Source organism: Hydrobacter penzbergensis (assembly GCF_900106985.1).
In the GTDB taxonomy this organism is placed as follows: Bacteria; Bacteroidota; Bacteroidia; order Chitinophagales; family Chitinophagaceae; genus Sediminibacterium; species Sediminibacterium magnilacihabitans.
The window spans coordinates 1-20,508 of sequence record NZ_FNNO01000026.1; the positions used below are offsets into that span (position 1 = coordinate 1).

At 37.3% G+C, this 20,508-nt stretch carries 14 protein-coding genes; 6 read left to right on the forward strand and 8 right to left on the reverse strand.

Going from position 1 to position 20,508, the window contains the following annotated elements; genetic code table 11:
- Nucleotides 1–1,049: 1,049 nt before the first annotated feature.
- Genes BLU98_RS17200 through BLU98_RS17210 form a run of 3 tightly spaced genes read left to right on the forward strand, consistent with a single transcriptional unit; the run spans nt 1,050 to nt 2,934 of the window.
- Nucleotides 1,050–1,403 carry a plasmid mobilization protein gene (locus BLU98_RS17200; RefSeq protein ID WP_092727043.1) on the forward strand — a complete coding sequence of 118 codons (354 nt, stop codon included), beginning with the start codon at nt 1,050–1,052 and terminating at the stop codon, nt 1,401–1,403.
- The gene (locus tag BLU98_RS17205; protein ID WP_092727044.1) at nt 1,400–2,299 is read left to right on the forward strand and encodes a relaxase/mobilization nuclease domain-containing protein; all 900 of its coding nucleotides are present in this window, start codon (nt 1,400–1,402) and stop codon (nt 2,297–2,299) included. The genes BLU98_RS17200 and BLU98_RS17205 overlap by 4 nt, the downstream gene beginning before the upstream one ends.
- Before the next feature lie 29 nt (nt 2,300–2,328).
- A complete protein-coding gene (locus BLU98_RS17210) occupies nt 2,329–2,934 on the forward strand; it encodes a hypothetical protein (protein WP_139174007.1) in 606 nt (201 codons plus the stop codon).
- Nucleotides 2,935–3,212: 278 nt separating this feature from the next.
- Here BLU98_RS17210 and BLU98_RS17215 read toward each other — a convergent pair whose 3' ends face one another.
- From BLU98_RS17215 to BLU98_RS17230, 4 genes are all read right to left on the reverse strand, one after another.
- Complete coding sequence (locus BLU98_RS17215) at nt 3,213–6,212, reverse strand: DEAD/DEAH box helicase (protein WP_257575091.1); 3,000 nt, start codon at nt 6,210–6,212, stop codon at nt 3,213–3,215.
- 107 nt (nt 6,213–6,319) lie between these two features.
- Nucleotides 6,320–7,333: a nucleotidyl transferase AbiEii/AbiGii toxin family protein gene (locus BLU98_RS17220; RefSeq protein WP_257575092.1), complete on the reverse strand. Its 1,014-nt coding sequence runs from the start codon at nt 7,331–7,333 to the stop codon at nt 6,320–6,322.
- Between the two features lie 74 nt (nt 7,334–7,407).
- A complete protein-coding gene (locus tag BLU98_RS17225) occupies nt 7,408–8,196 on the reverse strand; it encodes a DUF6577 family protein (protein ID WP_257575093.1) in 789 nt (262 codons plus the stop codon).
- A gap of 59 nt (nt 8,197–8,255) precedes the next feature.
- Entirely contained in the window at nt 8,256–8,906 is a 651-nt protein-coding gene (locus BLU98_RS17230) for a master DNA invertase Mpi family serine-type recombinase (protein WP_092727047.1), read from the reverse strand.
- Between the two features lie 89 nt (nt 8,907–8,995).
- On the opposite strand from BLU98_RS17230, the gene BLU98_RS17235 reads away from it, so the two are divergent.
- Nucleotides 8,996–10,303 carry an Eco57I restriction-modification methylase domain-containing protein gene (locus BLU98_RS17235; RefSeq protein WP_504739189.1) on the forward strand — a complete coding sequence of 436 codons (1,308 nt, stop codon included), beginning with the start codon at nt 8,996–8,998 and terminating at the stop codon, nt 10,301–10,303.
- Here BLU98_RS17235 and BLU98_RS17240 read toward each other — a convergent pair.
- From BLU98_RS17240 to BLU98_RS17250, 3 genes are read right to left on the reverse strand one after another with little or no spacing between them, the layout of a single operon-like run.
- Complete coding sequence (locus tag BLU98_RS17240; RefSeq protein WP_092727049.1) at nt 10,300–13,731, reverse strand: Eco57I restriction-modification methylase domain-containing protein; 3,432 nt, start codon at nt 13,729–13,731, stop codon at nt 10,300–10,302. The two genes, BLU98_RS17235 and BLU98_RS17240, sit on opposite strands and share 4 nt — an antisense overlap.
- A gap of 2 nt (nt 13,732–13,733) precedes the next feature.
- Entirely contained in the window at nt 13,734–17,108 is a 3,375-nt protein-coding gene (locus BLU98_RS17245) for a helicase-related protein (protein ID WP_092727050.1), read from the reverse strand.
- Between the two features lie 9 nt (nt 17,109–17,117).
- Entirely contained in the window at nt 17,118–17,333 is a 216-nt protein-coding gene (locus BLU98_RS17250; RefSeq protein WP_092727051.1) for a helix-turn-helix domain-containing protein, read from the reverse strand.
- 404 nt (nt 17,334–17,737) lie between these two features.
- Between BLU98_RS17250 and BLU98_RS17255 the strand changes: the two genes are divergently transcribed.
- The gene (locus tag BLU98_RS17255; RefSeq protein ID WP_092727052.1) at nt 17,738–18,196 is read left to right on the forward strand and encodes a hypothetical protein; all 459 of its coding nucleotides are present in this window, start codon (nt 17,738–17,740) and stop codon (nt 18,194–18,196) included.
- Nucleotides 18,193–19,050: a HEPN domain-containing protein gene (locus BLU98_RS17260; RefSeq protein ID WP_257575094.1), complete on the forward strand. Its 858-nt coding sequence runs from the start codon at nt 18,193–18,195 to the stop codon at nt 19,048–19,050. The genes BLU98_RS17255 and BLU98_RS17260 overlap by 4 nt, the downstream gene beginning before the upstream one ends.
- Nucleotides 19,051–19,089: 39 nt before the next feature.
- Here the strand turns inward: BLU98_RS17260 and BLU98_RS17265 are convergent, their stop codons facing one another.
- Nucleotides 19,090–20,316 carry a hypothetical protein gene (locus BLU98_RS17265; protein ID WP_092727054.1) on the reverse strand — a complete coding sequence of 409 codons (1,227 nt, stop codon included), beginning with the start codon at nt 20,314–20,316 and terminating at the stop codon, nt 19,090–19,092.
- Between the last annotated feature and the right edge of the window lie 192 nt (nt 20,317–20,508).

The window sequence follows — 20,508 nt, forward strand, 5'->3', positions numbered from 1 at the left end:
ACGTGTTTTGGTTGGTTTGGTCACTTACCTAGACAACGACACAACATTTTTTGCTTCATTGATTATCAAATATTTTTCAATAGCACAACGCGTTAAATATATAAAAAGATGAAATGAGGATGTTAGGTTCCGGGAAATAAAAAACCGGAAAAGCAATAGAAATTTATGCTTTTCCGGTGGTGTAGTCCCTCTCGAACAGTTTTCGAACCACTTTATGGATGATTTACGGCGACTGGCTGCAATTGGAGCCTGATTGCCAAAGTCCTGCTACCTTTTCGGAGGCAGCAGGACTTTTTTGTGAGAAAGATAAATGTGAGGAAGGATGAAAAAATTATTACTGACCCAAGTATGTACCTATAAGTTCAGGGAAAAGTTATTCCCCCGCAACTCTCTTTTCTTTCACCAGCAGCTCTATATAGTCCAGCAAATATTCCCGCCACGCCCTCCACCAATCTGGAAATAATACGCATCGTCTGCAATCAAAACGAATAAAGAGGATTCAATTTTTCATTTTAAAAACAATTAATCATGGCAGAATTTAAAAGAAGAACCCTGACTTTAAGTACAGGGAAACAGATCAAATTATACGGGAAGCATTGGAATCGGCAAATCTCTGGAAGTAGCGGAAGGATACGCTCCCAATATTTTCTCACATATTTCCAATGAAGAAAAGGAAAAACCCACACCAGCAGTTTCAAACCCACACCAACTAACAGCCGAAGAAATGTATGAACTGGCGGATTACTCCATACGGCTATGGCTGGATTTAAAGGATAATATCCGGAAACATGGGGTTAATAGTCCTAAAGTTTTCAATAATGATGCTTTACGATAGGGTACAGCCGCCTATTATTTAAATAGGGAAGAGACAAAAACGGGAAGGTCGCTTTGAAATAGCAAATACACCGCCAAGCGATATAAAGACTTTTTGAAGTTTTTAAGGCGAGCGGTGTTGTTGTCGAACAAAAACCCGGTTCGCCAACCACGCTCGCCTTTTACTCCCGTTGGTCGCAAAAGGAAATACAGAAAACAATTTAAAAGGAGGATGTATGGAAACAGTGAGCAAGAAACAGAAAAAAGCCGGAAGACCGGTTAAAACCATTAAAAAAGAAATACGGGCCTGCGTACGGTTTACCCGACACGAGTATTTTATTATCCGGGAAAAGGCTGCTCAGGCAGGTGTAAATGCTTCGATTTATATCCGGCAAACGACAATCCAGGGGAAGATAATTCCCCGGCTTACTGCCGACGAAGTCCAAACTGTCAGGCAGTTAATCGGCATGTCAGTGAATATAAACCAAGTGGCAAAAATTTGTCACCGGGATGGTCTGTTTGAAGCTATGCAGTATTTCGAGCACTACAGGAACCTGATTGATGGACTGCTTAAAAAACTAAAGTCATGATCAGTAAACCGGTTCCTGCCAATTCTTTTTACCATACCTGCCGATATATCAGTAATAAACCCGGTGCAGAATTGCTGGTTGCCGAAGGTGTAAGAGGACACGATTATAAGTTAATGGCAGAAGATTTTCAGACCCAACAGCAATTGAAACCGGATAAAAAGAAGGCCTGCTTTCATTCCATTCTCAGCTTTTACCCAGGCGAAAGGCCATCAGATGAAACAATGAAGGAGATCGCAATGAAGTATCTTAAGGAATTAGGAATCGTAAATACCCAATATGCTATCAGCAAGCACACGGATAAAGCGCATCTTCACGTGCATATTGTTGCCAACATGGTCAACAATGAAGGAAAGGCTATCAGCGATAGCTGGATAGGACTAAAGGGAAAGAAAATTGCCCAGCGGCTTACCCAGGAATACAAATTAGTTCCGGCATTGGGAAAAAATCTTCGCCTCACAAACATGGAAGCCCTTAGTAATTTGGAAGCAAACAAGTACAAAATTTATATCGCCATTTCCGAAAATCTCCCACATTGCCAAACAATGGAAGAACTGGAAAAGTGCCTCCTGAAACAGGGTATCCAAACGCTGTATAAATACAAAAGCCATACGCAAGAAAAGCAGGGGGTAAGTTTTAAGGTGGACAATATTTCTTTTAAAGGAAGTCAGGTAGACCGAAAATTTTCTCTTTCCGGTTTGGAAAAAATACTCGCCTTACAACAAAGGCAAGTGCAAAAGCAGGGAAAGGAATTTTACCAGGATATTGGTAATAGGTTGGAAAAGACTATGGATATGCTGCTGAACGTAGAACAAACACAAGGACAAATACCCTATGAGTTAACTGAGAAAGCACTACACCAAAAGAAAAAGAAGAGGTCACAACAGCTTAGCCGGTAGCCATGTTTTTAAAAGTTAAATGTAAAATCATGAATCAACAAGATAATAATACCAGTGCAGCGTTTATGGAAGTAACCTCCCGAAAAATGGAGGGGTTGGATAAAAAGATTGACGCCCTGGAAGGAAAACTGAAAGAAATACCTGCTCATGCAGAACCGTTGAACAAACTATTAGATAGCATGGAAAGACTGCGTTCAGATATAAGCGAAGCTTCGGTGTTACCGGAAAAACTGGCGCATTTTTCAAAACGGCTGGAATTGGTAGCTGAAGCTCTAAAGCAACAACCTACGAGTAAAGTAATACACCAGCACCATGTTCCGAAACTGATATGGATTTCCGCCGGATTGTTTGTTGGGATTTGCCTAGTATGTTCAGGTTGGTATGTAACGACCAGCAAGCTAAACAGCTTCATCGCCAATGACACAAAATACCGGCAGATGCGGCTGGATACTACCCATAAAAGTCTTCAACTTTACCTTGACAGACTGGACAGTCTGTATGAAACATATCCGAATATGAGAGAAAAAGTTCTTGAAACAGAAGAAGAACACCGGCTCAATTTTGAACGCTTACAGAAGGCTGAACGGCTGAGAACAGAGGCTAAAAATCTGGAAAAGTCTGCCGGCAGAAAATAATTCACTGTGACTCCTATCAGCTCGGTTACTGAATGCAACTAATTTTTCTAAATTATTGAATAAGAATGCATTAGCTCTGATACAAAAATCAAAAAATGGACAGTAAATGGCTTTTACTGGCAAAAATTTGAAATCAAAACCCTGCATTGTATGGGCTCTTCTGAACTCATAATGAGGCATTAGGAGTCATTTGAGGCAATTATGGTGCAATCAATGTGCAATTAAAATTATTTGCATTCCAAGTGGTAATGTCAGGAGGGATGTAATAACTATTACCGTTAAACCAACCTTTCTTCCAGTATATCTTTCCAAAGAATGAACCCTTTTTGACTATCCGAGTAATCGTGAAGAATTCGGCTAAAATTTTCCGGCGACGCCATCAGGAAAGCCTGTCTGCCGCGCTTTCGGATAATATCCAGGTACCGGTCTATTTCCTTTAATCTTGATGGTAAATCGGATACTGCTTTTGGAAAATGCCACAAATAACTGGCTTCTTCTGTATCCAGTGTTTCCAGAACAATGTGAAATTGTTCCGAGCCTTCCAAAAGAAAGACGAACGAAAACGGCTGCAACACGAACCGGACTTTCGCTAAATGCCCGGCGTGATTATCTGCCAGATAGCGAAGCTGCCTGTGATGCTTGAATTGAGTATGCCTCAGCATATCTTCCAGCAGTTCTTCACCCGATTCGTATAAAGGGTGCTCGGTCTGAAGATACTGACCGAATTCAGTTTTGGTATTTGTACATCCCCTCCCAAACAGTGGTTTAGTGACAAATTGAAATCGAACACCTTCAATAATCTGCCGGTCTATCTTTTTAAGATCGTCTGAGGAGGCTAATTGAGCAACCAACTGGCCTTTTTCTATCTCTGCATAGATAGCTACTCTAATATTTTTCGACTTCAAGGCTTTTGCAAAATAGGGTTTTAATACTTCAAATTCGGGTCGGATTTCGTCGTGCTGAATCTCAAATTCTATTTTGGTATTTGTTTCGGCAATGGAATATGTAAAGGCAATGCTGCCGTATCTGAATTCCAGCAATTCTAATGGTACACTTATTTCCCTGTCAACAGTTAAGAGTGTACTTTTTTCCGCATAAACAATTTCTTCTTCAATTGGATCATCAAACAAATTTGCCTGCCTTACCAGTTTTCTGTAATATGTATTCCGCTTGAGAAACATCCTGTTGAGGTAGTCAATTTTGATGTCTCGGTAATCATATATTACAGGTGTAAGTTCCGAACGCTGAACTCTTCCTATATACTGTATTAATTTGCCTTCAAAGGAAAAGGGATACACCAGAAATAAACAACTTGCATTTTGGAGGTCTGTTCCCTCGCCAAAGAATTGCCCGGTTGTTATCAAAGCCTGATAATTGCCGGTATTCAATATTTTCCATTTGGCGGCACGACTGCTTTCGGCATCTTCACCGCTTAATGTGATTACCTCATAAGACTGCTTGAGGTATTGATGTAAAGAATCGATATGCTCCTTCCGTTCTGTAAGAATAACCACTTTTTTCCCGCTATTCAATTCATTGGTTATATCCTGTAAAATGAGTTTATTCCGGCTGGAATCATGTATCAGGATTTTAGACATTGTTTCAAACTGGTCCGTTTTTGAATTGAAAGGGACTTCGAGTTCCGTATTCCGGATGATAACAGATGCCTGTTTATGCTTACCGGTTTGTTTTGCAGTTATTTCTGTAATAATTTCACCCAGGTGTATGAAAATCAGTTTTCCATCGTTGTATTTCCTGAAAGGTGTAGCTGTAAGGCCATATAAGTAATGGCTGTTGAATTGTTGAATAGTGTTTCTATAGCTTTCAGCAGGAATATGATGGCACTCATCTATCAATATCGTTCCAAACGCATCTTTTATTTCGGCACTTTCGGTTTTTGTTAACGCTTTCGCCAGGCTTTGAATGGTAGCGACAGTAACGTGTGTACCGATCTTTGACTTCCCCTGGCCAATTTTCCCGATTTCCTGTTTGGGTATTCCAAGAAATGCCTCAATTCTTTCCATCCATTGATCCATCAATTGTTTACGATGTACAACTATCAAAGCAGGTTGTTGTTTACCGGAAATAATCTTTAAACCGATAATTGTTTTACCTGAACCTGGTGGGGCTACAATTACGCCCATATCTTTTTTAGTTGTAGCTTCAATAGCCGGAACCTGGTAATTTCTCAATTCCGTTTGAAAATTGAAAGAAACAGGTGCTTTCTTCTTTCGCTCATCTTCAAAGCTAAATGGGATGTCGATATCTTTACAGAACCGCAATAATTTGCCGGCAAATCCCCTTGGCATAATAACATCATTTTCGGTTTCTTCTATAAAACGGAAATATCGCTCAGTACCGAATGTATTTTTACCAATCTTCTTTTTGATGATGAACGCAGTGTTCGAAAAATTTAGTTCTTCTTTGAGAAAGTTGACGAGCGCCAAAGTCATGGCTGACCGGTTCAACAGAAGGTTGTTGTTTAGGGAAATTACCAGATGATCAGTATGTTCTTTTTCAGCAGAACCTATGTTAAGAGTTTTGCCAGCGGAAATGGAATGAAAAAGCTTGTCTAATTTTTTAATATCCACTCTTTGAGCCTTCGACAGGAAATCCCATTGATCTGGGACGGGTAGGAGGGTTTCCATATAAATAAAGCAGCTATTCCCTTGTTCAAGTGCAGGCTTATGTAAGGGGAGGGCGATTAGGTTTCCCAGCCCTTTTCCTGAAAGTATATCCTGGTTAGGAAAAAGCCTGTCAAAACTTGAATTCTTATCAAATGCGGAAATGATGCCAGACTCCGCTAAAAATGATAGGATGATTTTCCTGCTTTTTATAGCGGCATAGGGCTGGCTGAAAAATATCCATACATGCCCGCCTTTTCCGGAACGGGAACGTTCCAGGTACGCGGGTATGTTTTTAGCTTGGCAGCATTCCAGAAATTTCCTGCTATCTGTAACCCAATTCTGTTCATCAAAATCCGCTGCAATAAACCATGAAGTATTATCCTGTAATAGAGGATATAGGCCTACTAACTGTTCGCCGTTCAAATGTTTTATAAGCTGTTCGTCTGTTAACGGCAAATAGGTTTTATCAGTGTATGTTTGAAAAGTTCCTCCCTTCATCTTATGCGCCTTGTATCGGTAGGGATCGTAAAAATAGGCAGGTATATAACCGCTTTTAGTTCCCTTTTCCCAGCGCTGTGCGAATACATCTTCACGTCCTTTAAAAAGAGAACGTAATATGAAGAGTTTTTTATCAATACCTGGCTCAGACAATAGTTTTCTTTTTTAGTCAGTCCACTGAACCTATTATGATCCGCTGGTGGACTGATTTAGTCGATACGTTGTGCAATTGTTGTGCAACCAATATGCAATTTGTGCAATTACAATTTTCCCAACAAGCTCAATGTATGATACCAGTAAAACAACGGCCCGCCGGGGATATTTCTTCTTTTGTTCAGGAATTGATAGTCCACTGGGGCTATAAAGTATTGTTTAATATCATTGCCTTCACGCCAGCGATGTATTTCCCCATCATACCCCGTTAAAACTATAGCTGCAAGGTAGGCAGCTTTAGAAGATGCCAAAACGGCTTCATCACTGCGGAAAGCCCCATTGTATATGTAGGACTTCAGTTGGTTAATCCCTGTTGCTATATGAGAATAATCTCCTTTAGGGTCAAAGGATTTCCCAAGCGATGCAATCATCAGAGAGGTGTCGATAATGTCGTTCAGTATATCTTCTACTGTGAGATTCAGTTCTACCCTGTAAGCGATTTCTTTTTTTGATGTGGTTTCAAATGATTGCCTGAAATGGGTTAAATTAGTGAGCCGGTCAAACAAAATTCCTATATCAAACAACTGTTTCATTACTTCCATCTGCTTTTCAGTTACCCCTCCGTCCGCATGTTCAACTCTGAACCTGATTCCTACTGTATTGGGGGCATAGGCTGTAAGTTTATCACCAGTAATGGAATCTGCCGAAGGAATCTGAACTGTAACCGGGTTAGTATCTGTTTCTACCCACTCATTTACGATAGGAGCTTGTATTAATGCCGGGTATCCATGCTCTTCAAACAACACATCCAGCAAAATCACTTTTTCTTTGTTGTCCCATTGCGAAAAGAAGGTTAACAAGTAATGAGCTTTCGGTATGCCCGGTTTATAACTTCTAAACCCATCCAATTCAAACCTTGTAAATACCCGGGCTTCGCACACCGCATCTAATACTGCTTCCAGCTTCTCCCGGCTTTCAGTGGTTATTATATCTACATCAATGGAGAAGCGCTTTGGTTCCGGCAAAATTAATAGCAGGCTTGTTCCTCCTTTGAACGTAAAGTTCAATCCTGCATGAGCCAGTTGCTCCACCAATGAAAGAGCATAAATGACTTTTTCCATAATGGTGGGGTCGCTTTTGGAATAAGTCTTTCTTTTTTCTCTTATCCAGTCCGGGGTGTATGATGATGGCAGTATCATTCGTGTATCAACTCGTTTAGTTTTGTATTTTTTGTTATAAAATCACGCAGTTCCTTTTCTTTGTTTCTTCTCCTGGCATAAGCCAAAAGCTTTGTAATATTTAAAGCATATCCTTTATGTATATTGTTGAAAATATTCACCAGTTCATCTCCCTGGAATGGGGCAAAGAGTTTTTTATCAACAAATAAATCAACCAGTATTTTTTCTGCCGATGGAACGCTGATATTTCGTTCCTTTTCTAATGGCGCTTTTGATACAAGTGTTTTTACAATAATGGTCTCCGTTTGTTCATAAACGTAGCGTTCAAGCAAATCTTCGTCGGGGTTAAGAAATACGTTTTTATAATGGCTGTCTTTCAGAAAATAAAAAACGGATTCTATAGCCGATGTTTCTGCTTCAGCCAATATCAAAAACCTGCCGGGTTGGTGTATTGTCCATTCATTAAGCCACCTGGTACTCCATACGCAAGTTCTAGCAGAAGGGAACTGCTTGCTGATTTTTGCTCCCAGTTCTTTTAGCCTGGTTTCCAGAGCGGGATGAAACTGCGGCTTTACCAATAATGTATAAACACCCCTTTGTACAGATTTTAAAAGATTTTTTTCTTTGAGGGCATAAATACGCCATCCGAAAGTTGCTTCTTTTAAATCCGGCTCAAACGATCTGTAAAAGTCAAACAATTCCTTACGGGTAACTGAATGCCGCCCGGTAAATTGCTGTTTGATTTGTTCTGTTAAAAAATCCGTTGACACTGTATTGGCGCTGTTTAGTGTCACAAATTTAGCCAAAAAAGGACAGTAAATGTACTTTAGTGTCTAACTTTTGAAATCAAAAAAAGGACATTATTTTATTTTACAGGTATATTTTTGAATTTAAATAATTGTTTATCAATTAAATATAATTTTTTGCCATTTGCTTTTACGAACGAAGAAACAGTAAGTCTGTGAACCCCAATTATTCTGCCAATTGCTGAATAAGAGACCCGTCTATCGAGTAATTCTTTAATTTTTTTCTCCTGACCGGTAAGCTTGGTTTTTGACGATTTACGGCCAACAGGACGGCCTAGTTTTACGCCTTCTGCTTTTTTACGAGCCAGGGCTTCCTTGGTACGTTGAGAAATGAGATTTCGTTCAATTTCCGCTGACAAGCCGAAAGCAAATGCAAGTACTTTAGAATTGATGTCGCTGCCCAGGCGATAATTATCCTTAATAGTCCAAACCTGTATATCTCGATTCATGCACTCATTTAAAATACCCATAATCATTAACAGGTTTCTGCCAAGTCTTGACAGCTCGGAGCAGATGAGAATATCATCTTTCTTCATTTTTCTAAGCAAGTTGCCAAGCTCTCTGTTTTCTACTTTAGTAAGACCCGAAATAGTCTCATCAATCCAGTGATTAATAATTATTCCGTTTTTCCGGCAGAAGTTTGAAATTTCGAACCTTTGATTTTCTACTGTTTGTTTGTCGGAACTTACCCGAACATATCCATAATTCATTGTCTATGAAAATTTGATTTAACCAATTAAAATAGGCAAATATTGCAGGTTATAAGTGGTTTGATTTTAATTATATTATTCCAGTATTAATAAAAAGATGGGGTGGTTTAAATGAGGCAGTGGGATTTGATATAACCTTAGGGAACCCACCATACATTAATGTTGAATTAATGGAAAAGGAGCTAAAGGATTATTTCAAATTGAAGTTTGATACATTTTTTAAGCGTAGCGATATTTTTAGCTTGTTCATCGATTATTCTGCTACTAAGCTCGCAAAAGAAGGTAGTCACTTAGCTTTTATTATCCCTTCAATTGTTTTAAATAATCTGTCCTATAAGCCGTTAAGAAACAAATTGCTTGACAACAATTGGCTTTCAACGGTTTGCTATACGGGCAATAAAATTTTTCTAGACGCCACTGTAGATACAGTGATATTGTTAATTGATAAAGCCGGTGTGCATGGAATTAAACTTATTAATGCTCTTGATTTTAATAGGCAAAAAATTTCACAGGTAGAGACAAACTTCTTTAAAAAGTTTGATAACGTAATAAGTGTTACTGGTGATGACAATTCAAACAAAGTGTTTGATAAAGTGTTTCATCCGAGAAATATTAATGTAGAAAAGCATTTTGAAGTATTCCAAGGAATCGTTACAGGAAATAACCCTGTATATATTTTTGATGAGCAAAAACAATGGGAGTCAGCTAAAATCGAAAAGGAACTATTGCATATTTTGTTGCATGGGAGAGATTTTAATAAATGGGTGATAAAAAGTACAGAGAGGAGGATACTTTATTTAACCGATGAAATAAATATTAATAAATACCCAAGAGCACTTAGTTACTTGAGCCATTACAAGAAAGAATTACAACACTCTAAAAGCGCAGAAGAAAAATCTTCAGCCTGGTATGCTCTTCATAGGCCTCGTGTAAAGGAGAATTTAGATTTAATACCAAAAATTATTATTCAAAATACTCGAAATGAAAGACTAAAGCCAAGAATTGTTGCAACGGTAGATGAAATCGGGGTATATGGTTCCCAGGGATTAAATTTTGTTGTACCTACAACAAACAAATACTCTGTTTATTTTTTGATTGCAATTATCAATTCGAGGCTTATTGATTATTTGTTTGAAACAAAATTTTTGAATCTTGCAATAAAAGCTGAGTATATTAAACAAATTTCTTTTCCGGAACCTTCGTTAGGTCTGAGAAGAAAGTTGGAAGATCTATCTAAAAAAGTTTTAACCAATAAGCCGATAAAACCCACTGAAAAACTGGAGGCTGAAATAAACAATTTAGTTTACAAGCTCTACAACCTTACTTACGCAGAAGTGAAGCTGATAAATTCTGAATTTTCTCTATCTGAAGAAGAATATCATGCGATTGAAATTTAGCCAGCTTCTACGATAGCAATTTCTTCGTCCAATAAATTGTAAAGTTGATAAACTAACTTATCAATCTCCATTTCAATAGATTCCGTCTTCTCGCCATTAATATTTAGGTTGATTATTAATTCTACCTTTTCTGACAAGGTTTTTGAAATTTTATCAGGCAATTCAGGAATACCAAAAGGTTCTATGTAATTGGTTTTAAAGTAATAGTAATTATTGTTGTAAGGAGTGCTTGTTTTTTGAATGAAGTAATAAAACAATTTGCTGTTGAAAATTCCCAGGTAGGCATTCAAATCAATCATTGATTGCTTTCGCTTCACAATCATATAGCCTCCGGCATCGGTGTAAAATTTTTGTTTGTCTAATGTGAAGCTAGGCTTGTTTTGAAGTTGTGGCGTTATTATCTTTTCAGTTTCAAAAAGGAACTGCTCTCTGCTTCTGTGCAATGAATACCAGTAAGCAGGGTTTGTCTTGTACTTAATCTTCTTTTCTTTTAATTGCTTTTTGAAGTTAGAAATGTAATCGTAACCTAATGGGAATTGTGCCTTCAGTTGTTTTTCTTCAAACGGCTTTGTCTTTCCCTTCTTATCGGTATAATGAGGATAAAAAATAAAAATGTCAGAATTGCATTCTGTATACCGTTGTATATTCTCTCCTTTAAGTAGGGGCTTTACAACATCCTTTTCAATTTTAATTTCGGCGTTCAATGCATTTGAATAGCCATGAAAATATTGACCTTTTATATATCCTTTAAGAACCTGAATGTCATCTCCCATTGGAATAATACCCTGATATACCCCTTCAAATATTTCAGAGACTTTTTTGTGCAAGTTGATTTTATTCAAAATCGAGTTTGAATTTTCATCAATAGAGAAATTAAAGCTGAAATCAGCATTGTAGATTTTTTCATTATAGAACAGTGCGTTCAGGTTTTTTGAATCCGGTATTGCGTAACTCAACTTCTCGGACAAATCTTTTATGATAAATATACCCGTATAAGTAGTGACTGTCTCAAAAATTTGCTCCACACCAAAATATACTGCTCGTTTAAGTGCTTTTCTTTTTAAAAGAAAACTCCTAAGTCCTTCTCCATATTCTGAAATTAAAAATCTGTGAGGATTAATAAATGTTATACACCCGTTATTCTTTTTCAGATTAAATGAGTTTTCAATAAAGAGCACATACAAATCATACTTGCCCGTTGTTGATGAGAATTTGTTTTTAAAAATGAGGGTTAGTTCTTTGGGAATGTTTTGAACTTTTACATAAGGCGGATTCCCAATAACAATGTCAAACCCTGCCTCATTTAAACCACCGTTTTCTTTCAGCAATGGGTTCATCACCTCTGGGAAGTCCAATTTCCAGTCAAAGAAGTTCAGAGGCTTATCTGGCTGTAGTTTCAGCTTTTCTAATTTTTTTATAGCAGTATCATAACCGGCAAGGCGTAAAGTGGTTTCTGCATTTTTCTTTTTTTCTTTGGCGGTTTGCTCAAACAGGGCAGCAGTGGTAATGGTCTTTTCGCCGTATTTATATTTATCCAATTGCAACTGGCTTATCAGCACTTCTATTTTAAGCCCGCGTATTTTAGTTTGCAGTTGTTGTTTGTCGCCTTTGCAGTTAAAAAACTCTTTCTGTTTTGCCAGTAGTTTTTCAAGGGTATCATGTATTTGCTTTTGTAGTCGTTTAGTGGCTTCTGTTCCGGCTTTTACTTCCCAATCTATGTCAATCACTTCATCGTCAAATTTGCTTACAAGGCTGTTTCCGGTTACAATTTTATAATCAAGGTTGGGCAGAGCTTTAGGCAATTGCTCATCCACGATAAGGCTAAGCCAAAAACGGAGGCGGGCAATATCTACTGCACCTTTTTCAATATCCACACCGTAAATACTGTTTTGAATAATATTGAGCTTAACATAGCTGCGGTAGTTTTTTATTTCCGCTTCATTCAATTTTTTGTCTACATTGCTTAATTCATACAATGACATTTTTAAACTAAATATTTCTTGCATGAGGCCCATCGGAAAAGCACCTGAGCCAATGGCAGGGTCGCATATTTTTACCGTATCCAGGTATTCATTAATCTGATTTCTGTTTTTCTGAATGTAGTCGTTAGCCAATTTAGTTTTTACGAAGTCTTCAATGTCTTTTCTGTTATCGGTATTTAGTTTTGTATTCAGGTATTCAATTAGACTTTCCTGGCACATATAATGCACAATCTCTTTCGGAGTATAATATGTCCCTTTATCTTTGTTATCTTCCAGAAGGTTTTCAAAAATATGCCCTAGCATTTCTGGGTCAACGGCTACGGTGTGATCGTCGGGGCTGTCTTCGTAAATAGTAAAATTGTAAGCGTTTAAAAAATCAAGAAACCCCCTGTGTTTTGGATCTTCGTCATTTGCTTTGTTGTGAAATAGCTTAGCTGGGAAAGTGAGAGTTTTGTTGTCAAATTTTTCTTTTTCAAATAAACCACCGTTGAGGAAAGGAATACATACAGCCTCACGCTTACCTTCTTCAAAGGAGAGCGTGAATGTATCGTCTTTTCTTTCTTTATTTAATGCTTCAAAAAATAATCCGCATAAATAATTTGGATAAAAGGATTCATTGCCGCCGCTTTTCAAAAAAAGATTCATCATAAAGTTGATATCGCCATCGGTGTATTCGGTATTGCTAGCGGCCAGCCATCCTTTCTTTTGTACGAAGTAAAGAAACACAATTCTGCCAAGCATTTTCTTTACAAAATCCCTGATGGGTTTGTATTCTGTGGCGTTTTCATCTTGCTGTTTTCCCAAGCTAAAAACACTGCTTCTATAATTACTGTTGATTAGATAGCTATTGAAAGCCGAGTAATGTAATTTATATTCATCAAAAAAGGATTTACTTAGTTTTTCAACAGAGAATGCTTTTATGAGGGTATCAAGGTGAATATCTTTTAAGGCTTCTAACTCTGCAAACCTATCGCTGACAGTGCGGCAGGTTTCAGAAGGCCCCAACAAATAAGTATAACGTTTGGCATTTGTTTTTACCTGTTGTATTTCTTCATCAACAATTTTACTATCGCTGGCAACAAGGCTCAATCGCCAAAGCCTGACTTCATCAGGCTGATAGAAATTTACCAATACAGCCTGACCGGCAGTGAGTAATTTTCTTACATATTGCTGGATGCTTACTTTATTGAATTCGAGCCGGACACCAGATTTTAGTATTATTTCGTAGCACTTTACTTTACTGTCATCATCCAAATCAATATGGCCATAGTTAATAACCGATTTAATTATTTCGGTTTCCGCAGCATTTGCCTGGCTAGTCTCATTCACCTGTTTTTGATAAACAACAACCCTATTTGCAAATACAGGGTAAAGAATATCTTTAATAAAAAGATTGAGCTCATACTTTTTTTGAAAAGCCTGTTGGAGTTGAATTTTACCTGCCATAATTATTTAATGCTTACGGTTAATACAATCTTTGGATTGACAATACTATTTTCGTGCACGTGAATTTTATTTGTCGCATCGCTGCTGAAATTATACCGGTCAATGATGCCAGAAAATAGCAAATCGTAAAACCTTTCAGGTTCCCGTGTAAATAGTTTTGTATGCTCTGCAAAGAAATCATTTACAGCTTTTGGAAACCCTTTACTGTTAAAGGCCCCTGATTCTATTGACTTAACAGACAGTTTTAATATTTCTTTTTTTTGCGGAGTATGGGCATGTTTAATGGCAAAATTGAGATTGGTAATTGCCTTATTTTCTGCCGGGCTTATGCTTTTCTTTGAAATGCCGGTGAAATTACTTTGAATGGTTTCGCTTTTGAAATGGGCATAGGCAGTTTGTGCCTGTGTAAAGTGCAGTTCATGCAAGGGAACAGGTTTTTCATCAGCAGTGGCTTTAAATATTTTGGCAGCATCTAAAAAGCCCAACTCCTGTGGGTTTAGAGCCTGGGAAACAAAGCAGAAAATGCCTGGGTGATTGTCTGCCTTTAAATAACACAGCGAAGAATCATTTAAATGAAGTGATAAAGGAGTTTCAGCTTGAAGTATTATTTCTTTGTGCAATAAGCTTTCTTCATCTCTGCCTGTTCTTGCCTTGTTCGGAATTGCTGCTATGGCATCAAAATCTTTCTTGTTGGCTTTTTTGAAAGCCCTCAATTCATTTAAGTACTTTAATATTTCACTTTCCTCCTGTTGAATTTTTAAGCCGTGCAAAGCTCCATCTCCAACCTCTTCCATTAAAGAGAAAATTTTATTGTCTTCGCCAAAAGCAGTATGGAAGGCCTGCAGTTTACGCAATGCGGCTTGTATCAATCTTATTTGTTCGTTACCATGGGCACTCGGGTAATAGTTGTAGACATAAATTTTCTTAGCCCTTGTACCTATGCGGTTTACCCTGCCTATTCTTTGCATTAGCCTTGTACTATTCCAGGGCACATCGTAGTTGATAATGATATTGCTCCTGTGCAGATTTACGCCTTCTGCCAAAACTTCGGTAGTAATGATAATATCATAATCATGTTGCCAAAGTTCTTCTTCAAGATTTGCGTCAAAATTATTGCGAATGGTAGCGGCTTCTGTTTCCCTGTTATTGGAACTTACCGAAAGTATTTTTGAATATCCAACCTCCTCCATTCGTAGTTTAATTTCATTAGCCGTTTCTGTGCTTTCGGTAAAAATTACCAGCTTGCCGCTATGGTTTTTTGACTTTTTGAAAAAAGTAGTTTTAAGATTATTGAGGAACTCATCCATTTTGGGGTCGTAGGTGATATTCTGCCAACGACGAATAAGCGAATCAATTTTTTGCTTCTCTGATCGCAGCTTTTCAATAAAATCTGCACTAAATGCAGTGGCATTAAATTCTCTGTTATTCCCCCCTTTCTCTTCCATTTTTTTCAAAATGGCATCATCAGAAAATCCATCTTCTTTTAATTTGTTTATATCCAAATCAGGAGCAATAAAAACTCTGTCGTTGGCAAACATATCAATCATGTTTTGACAGGATTTTTGAAACCTTCGTAATGATTCTTTAAAAGCAAAAAAGCTGCTTTCCAACCTTTTCACCATTAATATCCGCATAATGGCAGCCAGCCTGTCGGATATAGATTGCACGGTTGTTTTACCTTTTGTATAAAGTTTCCAGTCGGCTTCATCAGAAAGAAATTCTATTGCCCTGTATCGGTAATATTGAATAGCGTTTGGTAAAGTATTTCCGTGGTCATCAACACCGGCAATTAAATCAACTGTTTCTCCAAAAAGTTTTGCAAGGTCTTTGTCTAATTCATAATGCAATTCTTCAGGATCGCCGACTTTTGGAAAAACAATGTTTTGCTTTTTAAGATCATCAAGGTATTCTTCATTATTTTCAATATCCTTTCTTGTTCTTCTTATTACTAAAGGCTCTACCACATCGTTCCGCAATTGATTGAACAAGGCTTTTAATTTAGGAATATTTAAAGTAGCCTCTGCCGACAACTTCTTATATCTGTCGTTTACAGGTTTAAAATAATCTTGTAAGTTTTTAACGGTGTCTAATGTTGAATTTCTTTTATCCTGAAAAAGATACAACTGGTTTTCTATATCCTCCGGTCTATTGTTGAGTGGCGTGGCAGAAATTAGGATTACTTTTTTTCTCCTATCGCCATTTTCTCCGGGTTTATTTCTTGGTGTTTTACAAATTTCCTGTAAAGAAAGATACATTTCTGTATAATCATTCCTGAATTTATGTGATTCATCCACAACAATCAAATCAAAATACTCGGCATCTGGAAAATCGGTATTGTCTTTATCTAAAACATTATGCAGGCTCCCAATGGTAACATAACGCAAATGGTTATCAATCATAAAATCATTGGCTGTTCTTTGCCATCCCTGCTTGATGGCAGGTGGAACAACTACCAATACTTTAGTATGGCTTCCATTTTCATAAATGAACTTTTTAATTATCATTGAAGCAATAATCGTTTTACCCAAGCCAACTACATCTGCAAGAACGAAACCGTTATGTTTCATCATCATGGCATATCCCTGGTTGGCAGCATCTGTCTGATATTTCAGCCGCATATATTTTTCGGGAAGCAATAATTCAATATTATAGGGGTCATACTCCACTCTGTTGCCAAAGTATTCAATCAGCATTTTGATATAAAGCTCAAACGGGGTGAAATCATCTTTCAGGTAGGATTTCTTTTTTATATGCTCTGCGTCAGCTTCTAAAATGTTTACTGCGTCTTTCCATAATTCTTCAAACTCATCATAAGCAAATTTTACATCATCATAGCCGCTTAATTCAACATTAAATTCATAGTTATGTTTTTCAGAAGAACCCAAGCCGGCATCGGTTAAGTTAGAAGAACCAGTAATTACAGCACATTCTTTATTGTGCTGATTAAAAATGTCTTTGTAAAAAATATAAACCTTTGCATGAATTTTTTTATCAGGATGGGCTTTTACTTCAATTTTTCTCTCAATCAAATCACTAATAAACTGTTTAATACTGTTTTCTGTTTTTTTATCATAATCAGCCTTCTCAATATCTTCCAGAATTTCCTGAACAAACTCTTCTTTTGTTTTATCGTAGTTTTGAAAAAACTCAATTCCTTTTGAATGAGCTTCCTGTATTTGACGGTCAACATTAATTCCAACAAGTATTCTTATCTTCTCAACACCCTCTAATGACTCTCTAAGCTTAAAATATCCAGATGCTCGTAAATAGCCGACGAGTGCGTCAAAGTTTTTGATACCCGGATTATGTTTGAATACTGCTTCAAACTTCTCAATTAGTGTATTACCTGATTTATTTGTAAAAAAATTGGTTGGCATAAAAGAGGATTATTTTTTTGAAACCAGATCTCCGTATAGCGTTGTCAATAATTCACATGGATTAACATCAATTGCCAACGCAATACGATAAAGCTCCTCAGCTCTTAAGTGACTTCGTTCATTTAATGTAAGCTCATTCATTCGTGCCTTTGTTAACCCCGTTTTCCTAGCCACCTCTGCCTTGTTTACGGATTTTTGAGCTAGGTATAACCCAAGTTTTGTCATTGATTATTAGCTTTTTCTATACTATTGTTAGATAGAAAGATATAAAAGAATAAAAAAAATATACGCTGATTTAATTTAATAGTAATTTTTTCTATACCTTAGGTGTGTTTTTCTATACTATTGATCAAAATAACCATCCCAATGAATAGTAGATGACTCAAATACGAACAGTAACATAGAAGCGCATTTGCTTTATTCTCGCTCGGAAACTGCGACTTTTTAAGATGACGAGAAAATAAGGTGAATCGCTCACGTTTTCCTTAATACATTTAAGGTTCGGACGTGGGCGTCCTTATTTCGTCATCAGGGTGTCGCAGCCCTCCAGAGCGGTAAGGACTAACCCACGTCTCCTTTTTACCTGCCGGTTAGTCTTTCAATCCATTCTTCACATCAAACTTTTCCTAATGAAAAAGACTTCAACCGGCAAAAAGCCCCAGCAAAAACCCAAGCCGGAATTAAAATGGCAAATCAATGAATATGATCGCCATGCCGAATTTAAATTCATTCTTCCCTATCAATTCTTACTCCTTTGTCGGTTGGTGGATAAAACCCCGGAGGACATCATTCGGGATTTTACCGATAATTTATCCTGTGGCAGTTGGAAGCGGGAAGGAAGAGACCAGGCGAAAGAACACCTGATCAATTACTTTATCGCACATGGCTATGGTCAGCATCATTACAATGAAGAAGATATCAGGCAAATGTTTAAAGAAATGGATGCACTGGGTTCATTATTTCCTGCAAATGGTAAGATGAAGCTAATAGACTTGTATGCAGACTGGCGGGATAAACACCACACTTATTGGTTTAAAAAATGGTTTCGCAAACCAAGGCGCAAACTCTCAAAAGAAGATGCGCTATGAAACCCTTTACCATATATCACTTGTGCCCGGATGCTTTTTCTTTTCTTCAGCAACCCCTCATTGATATGATAGTAAAAGCAGCGAAGCCCGATATGATTTTTCTGCTCGGGGCATCTTTGTGGCATAGAAGGAGCGAAAGTGTATTTAATGAATCGGCACCAGATTCGCAGCACCTATCAGACTGTTTTCTGCTCGTGTTAATGCCAGGCTTCGGTAACAAAGAACCACATGAGTGGCAGGATAAAATAGAAGCCAACTGCAAATCCATTATGCCGGTCACTATCATTGTGCTGCAAACGGCCACTTTCGAAAGTTGGCTTAAGGCTGGCCACAGGTTTGCACTTACCGTATGGCAATCCGCTTCACCTATTTATGATTCCGGGAACGTCTCGATGGTTATTCCCCAGGGTTTCACCGGCATTGGTATGAACAAGGAAGAGGAAAAGCAATACAGTGACGGACTAATGAAGGCGAAGGAGTTTTTAGCCGGGTCTGAACTCTTCCGTATTAGAAAACAGCATGCAATGGCGGCTTTTATGCTGCACCAATCGGCGGAACAGGCATTGCGTACGCTTTTAAGAACAAGTGCCGGTTATTACGCCAATACCCATAGCCTGGATAGGCTGATCCGTTATGCCAGTTTCGTTTCTCATCAGCTTCCGGATATTTTCCGGCAGAAGACCGATGAGGAAAAGCGTCTTTTCAGTCTGTTGCAAAAAGCCTATATAGATACGCGGTATAAGGAAGATTATAAAATCAGCAATGATGATCTCGTTTGCCTGTCGGAAAAGATCAGGTACCTCCATGAAATATTAGCTGATGTTGGAAGAATATACAATGCAATAGATATATGATGTGATAATGTATATCGCCAATGCAATGTTAGCGTCGAATTAGTCCTTTTGAAAATTCCAACCTGTCGATAACTCTTTTTGCATACTAATTAGTTGTTCTTCAGTAAAAGGAATTTCGTCAAGTTTATATACTGAATTGAAAATATCCTCAAATGTCATTGCAATATTATTCGTATCTATCCAATGTTTAAACTCATTTAACGATAAGATTAAATAGTCTGAAAAATGCGAAAGAATTTCAGGCGTTTTAGAAACAATTATATATTTAAAAGTCGAGGTAATTCCATAATCAGAGTGTTTAGCTTCTAGATGTTTCTGTCTTTTATGAACTTTTTTCTCCCATTCATTAGTTAGCTGGACTAAGCGTTTTTCTGTAGCCTCTTGGTCATGAAAATAAACATCCATTGGTACAGCATGATTTTTTGCCTCAATTAGAAGAAACTCATTTTTATCATTTTTTACTACTAAATCAATGTCACCAATTTGGTTTTTCCCTTCATACAATTCGAATTCTCGAGAAAACTCTTGGTAACCTTGGGTCGCCGCAATGGCTGCTATTTTATCAACAAATATTTTCGAATATCGCTTTTTGTATTCTTCTTTGACGTCGCTTGCTTCGAGAAGAGAGTAATGTGAATTAACAAACAAACTGTCAAGCAAAATTTCAGGGCTAACAATAAGGAAGTCACCCTTGTCAATTAAAGGCTGTCTTGCTATTAAATTAAATCGTAACTGTTCTTCGTCAAATTGACCCGTTTGAAAAGTTAAACGACTTAAAACTTTATCGAACTTATTTCCGAATTTTTCAAAAATCCCTTTCTTTTTTACAAACATGCTAAAGCTGAATAGCATGATTGTTTTGTATGCTTGAACATCAACAATGTCATCTTTCAAATAAACATAGTCTTTTTCGCTCTGTTTTGCCTGTGCCGTTACAGTTTCTAAAATCCAATCAATTAATTCTATAAATTCATTAACAGTAACATTAAATTCTTTAGCGAATAAATCTGCATAAGGTAAATATTCGCTCTTAAAATGTACCAAGAAATCATCTTTCTTTTTTTGGTTGTCCTTTTGGAAGTCATTTTCTCGTGATGCTCTTACACCATAGTAAAGAAATTTATTCATTCTTTCATCTTTGGTTATCTCTTCCAAATTCAGTTTTACTTGCTGGTCTCTTTCTCCTGAAACTTCAACATTAGTGAACATTGTCAAAAAAGACAACGTTTCGAATTTTGAGTTTATGTGCAGTGCAACTTGCGTCATTAGTTGAACTAGGTTTGAATTTATATAAGCGTTATTCAATGTGTTTTTTAAGTACCCATTTCTACAATGTTTGGTAACGACTTGAATTAAATATTTATAACGTGTTGTGCTATTGAAAACTCAGGGCATGTTTAATCTGAGCTAGTTTTTTTCCGTTTAAATGATTAATCCAGTGTAAGATTGACATTGAAG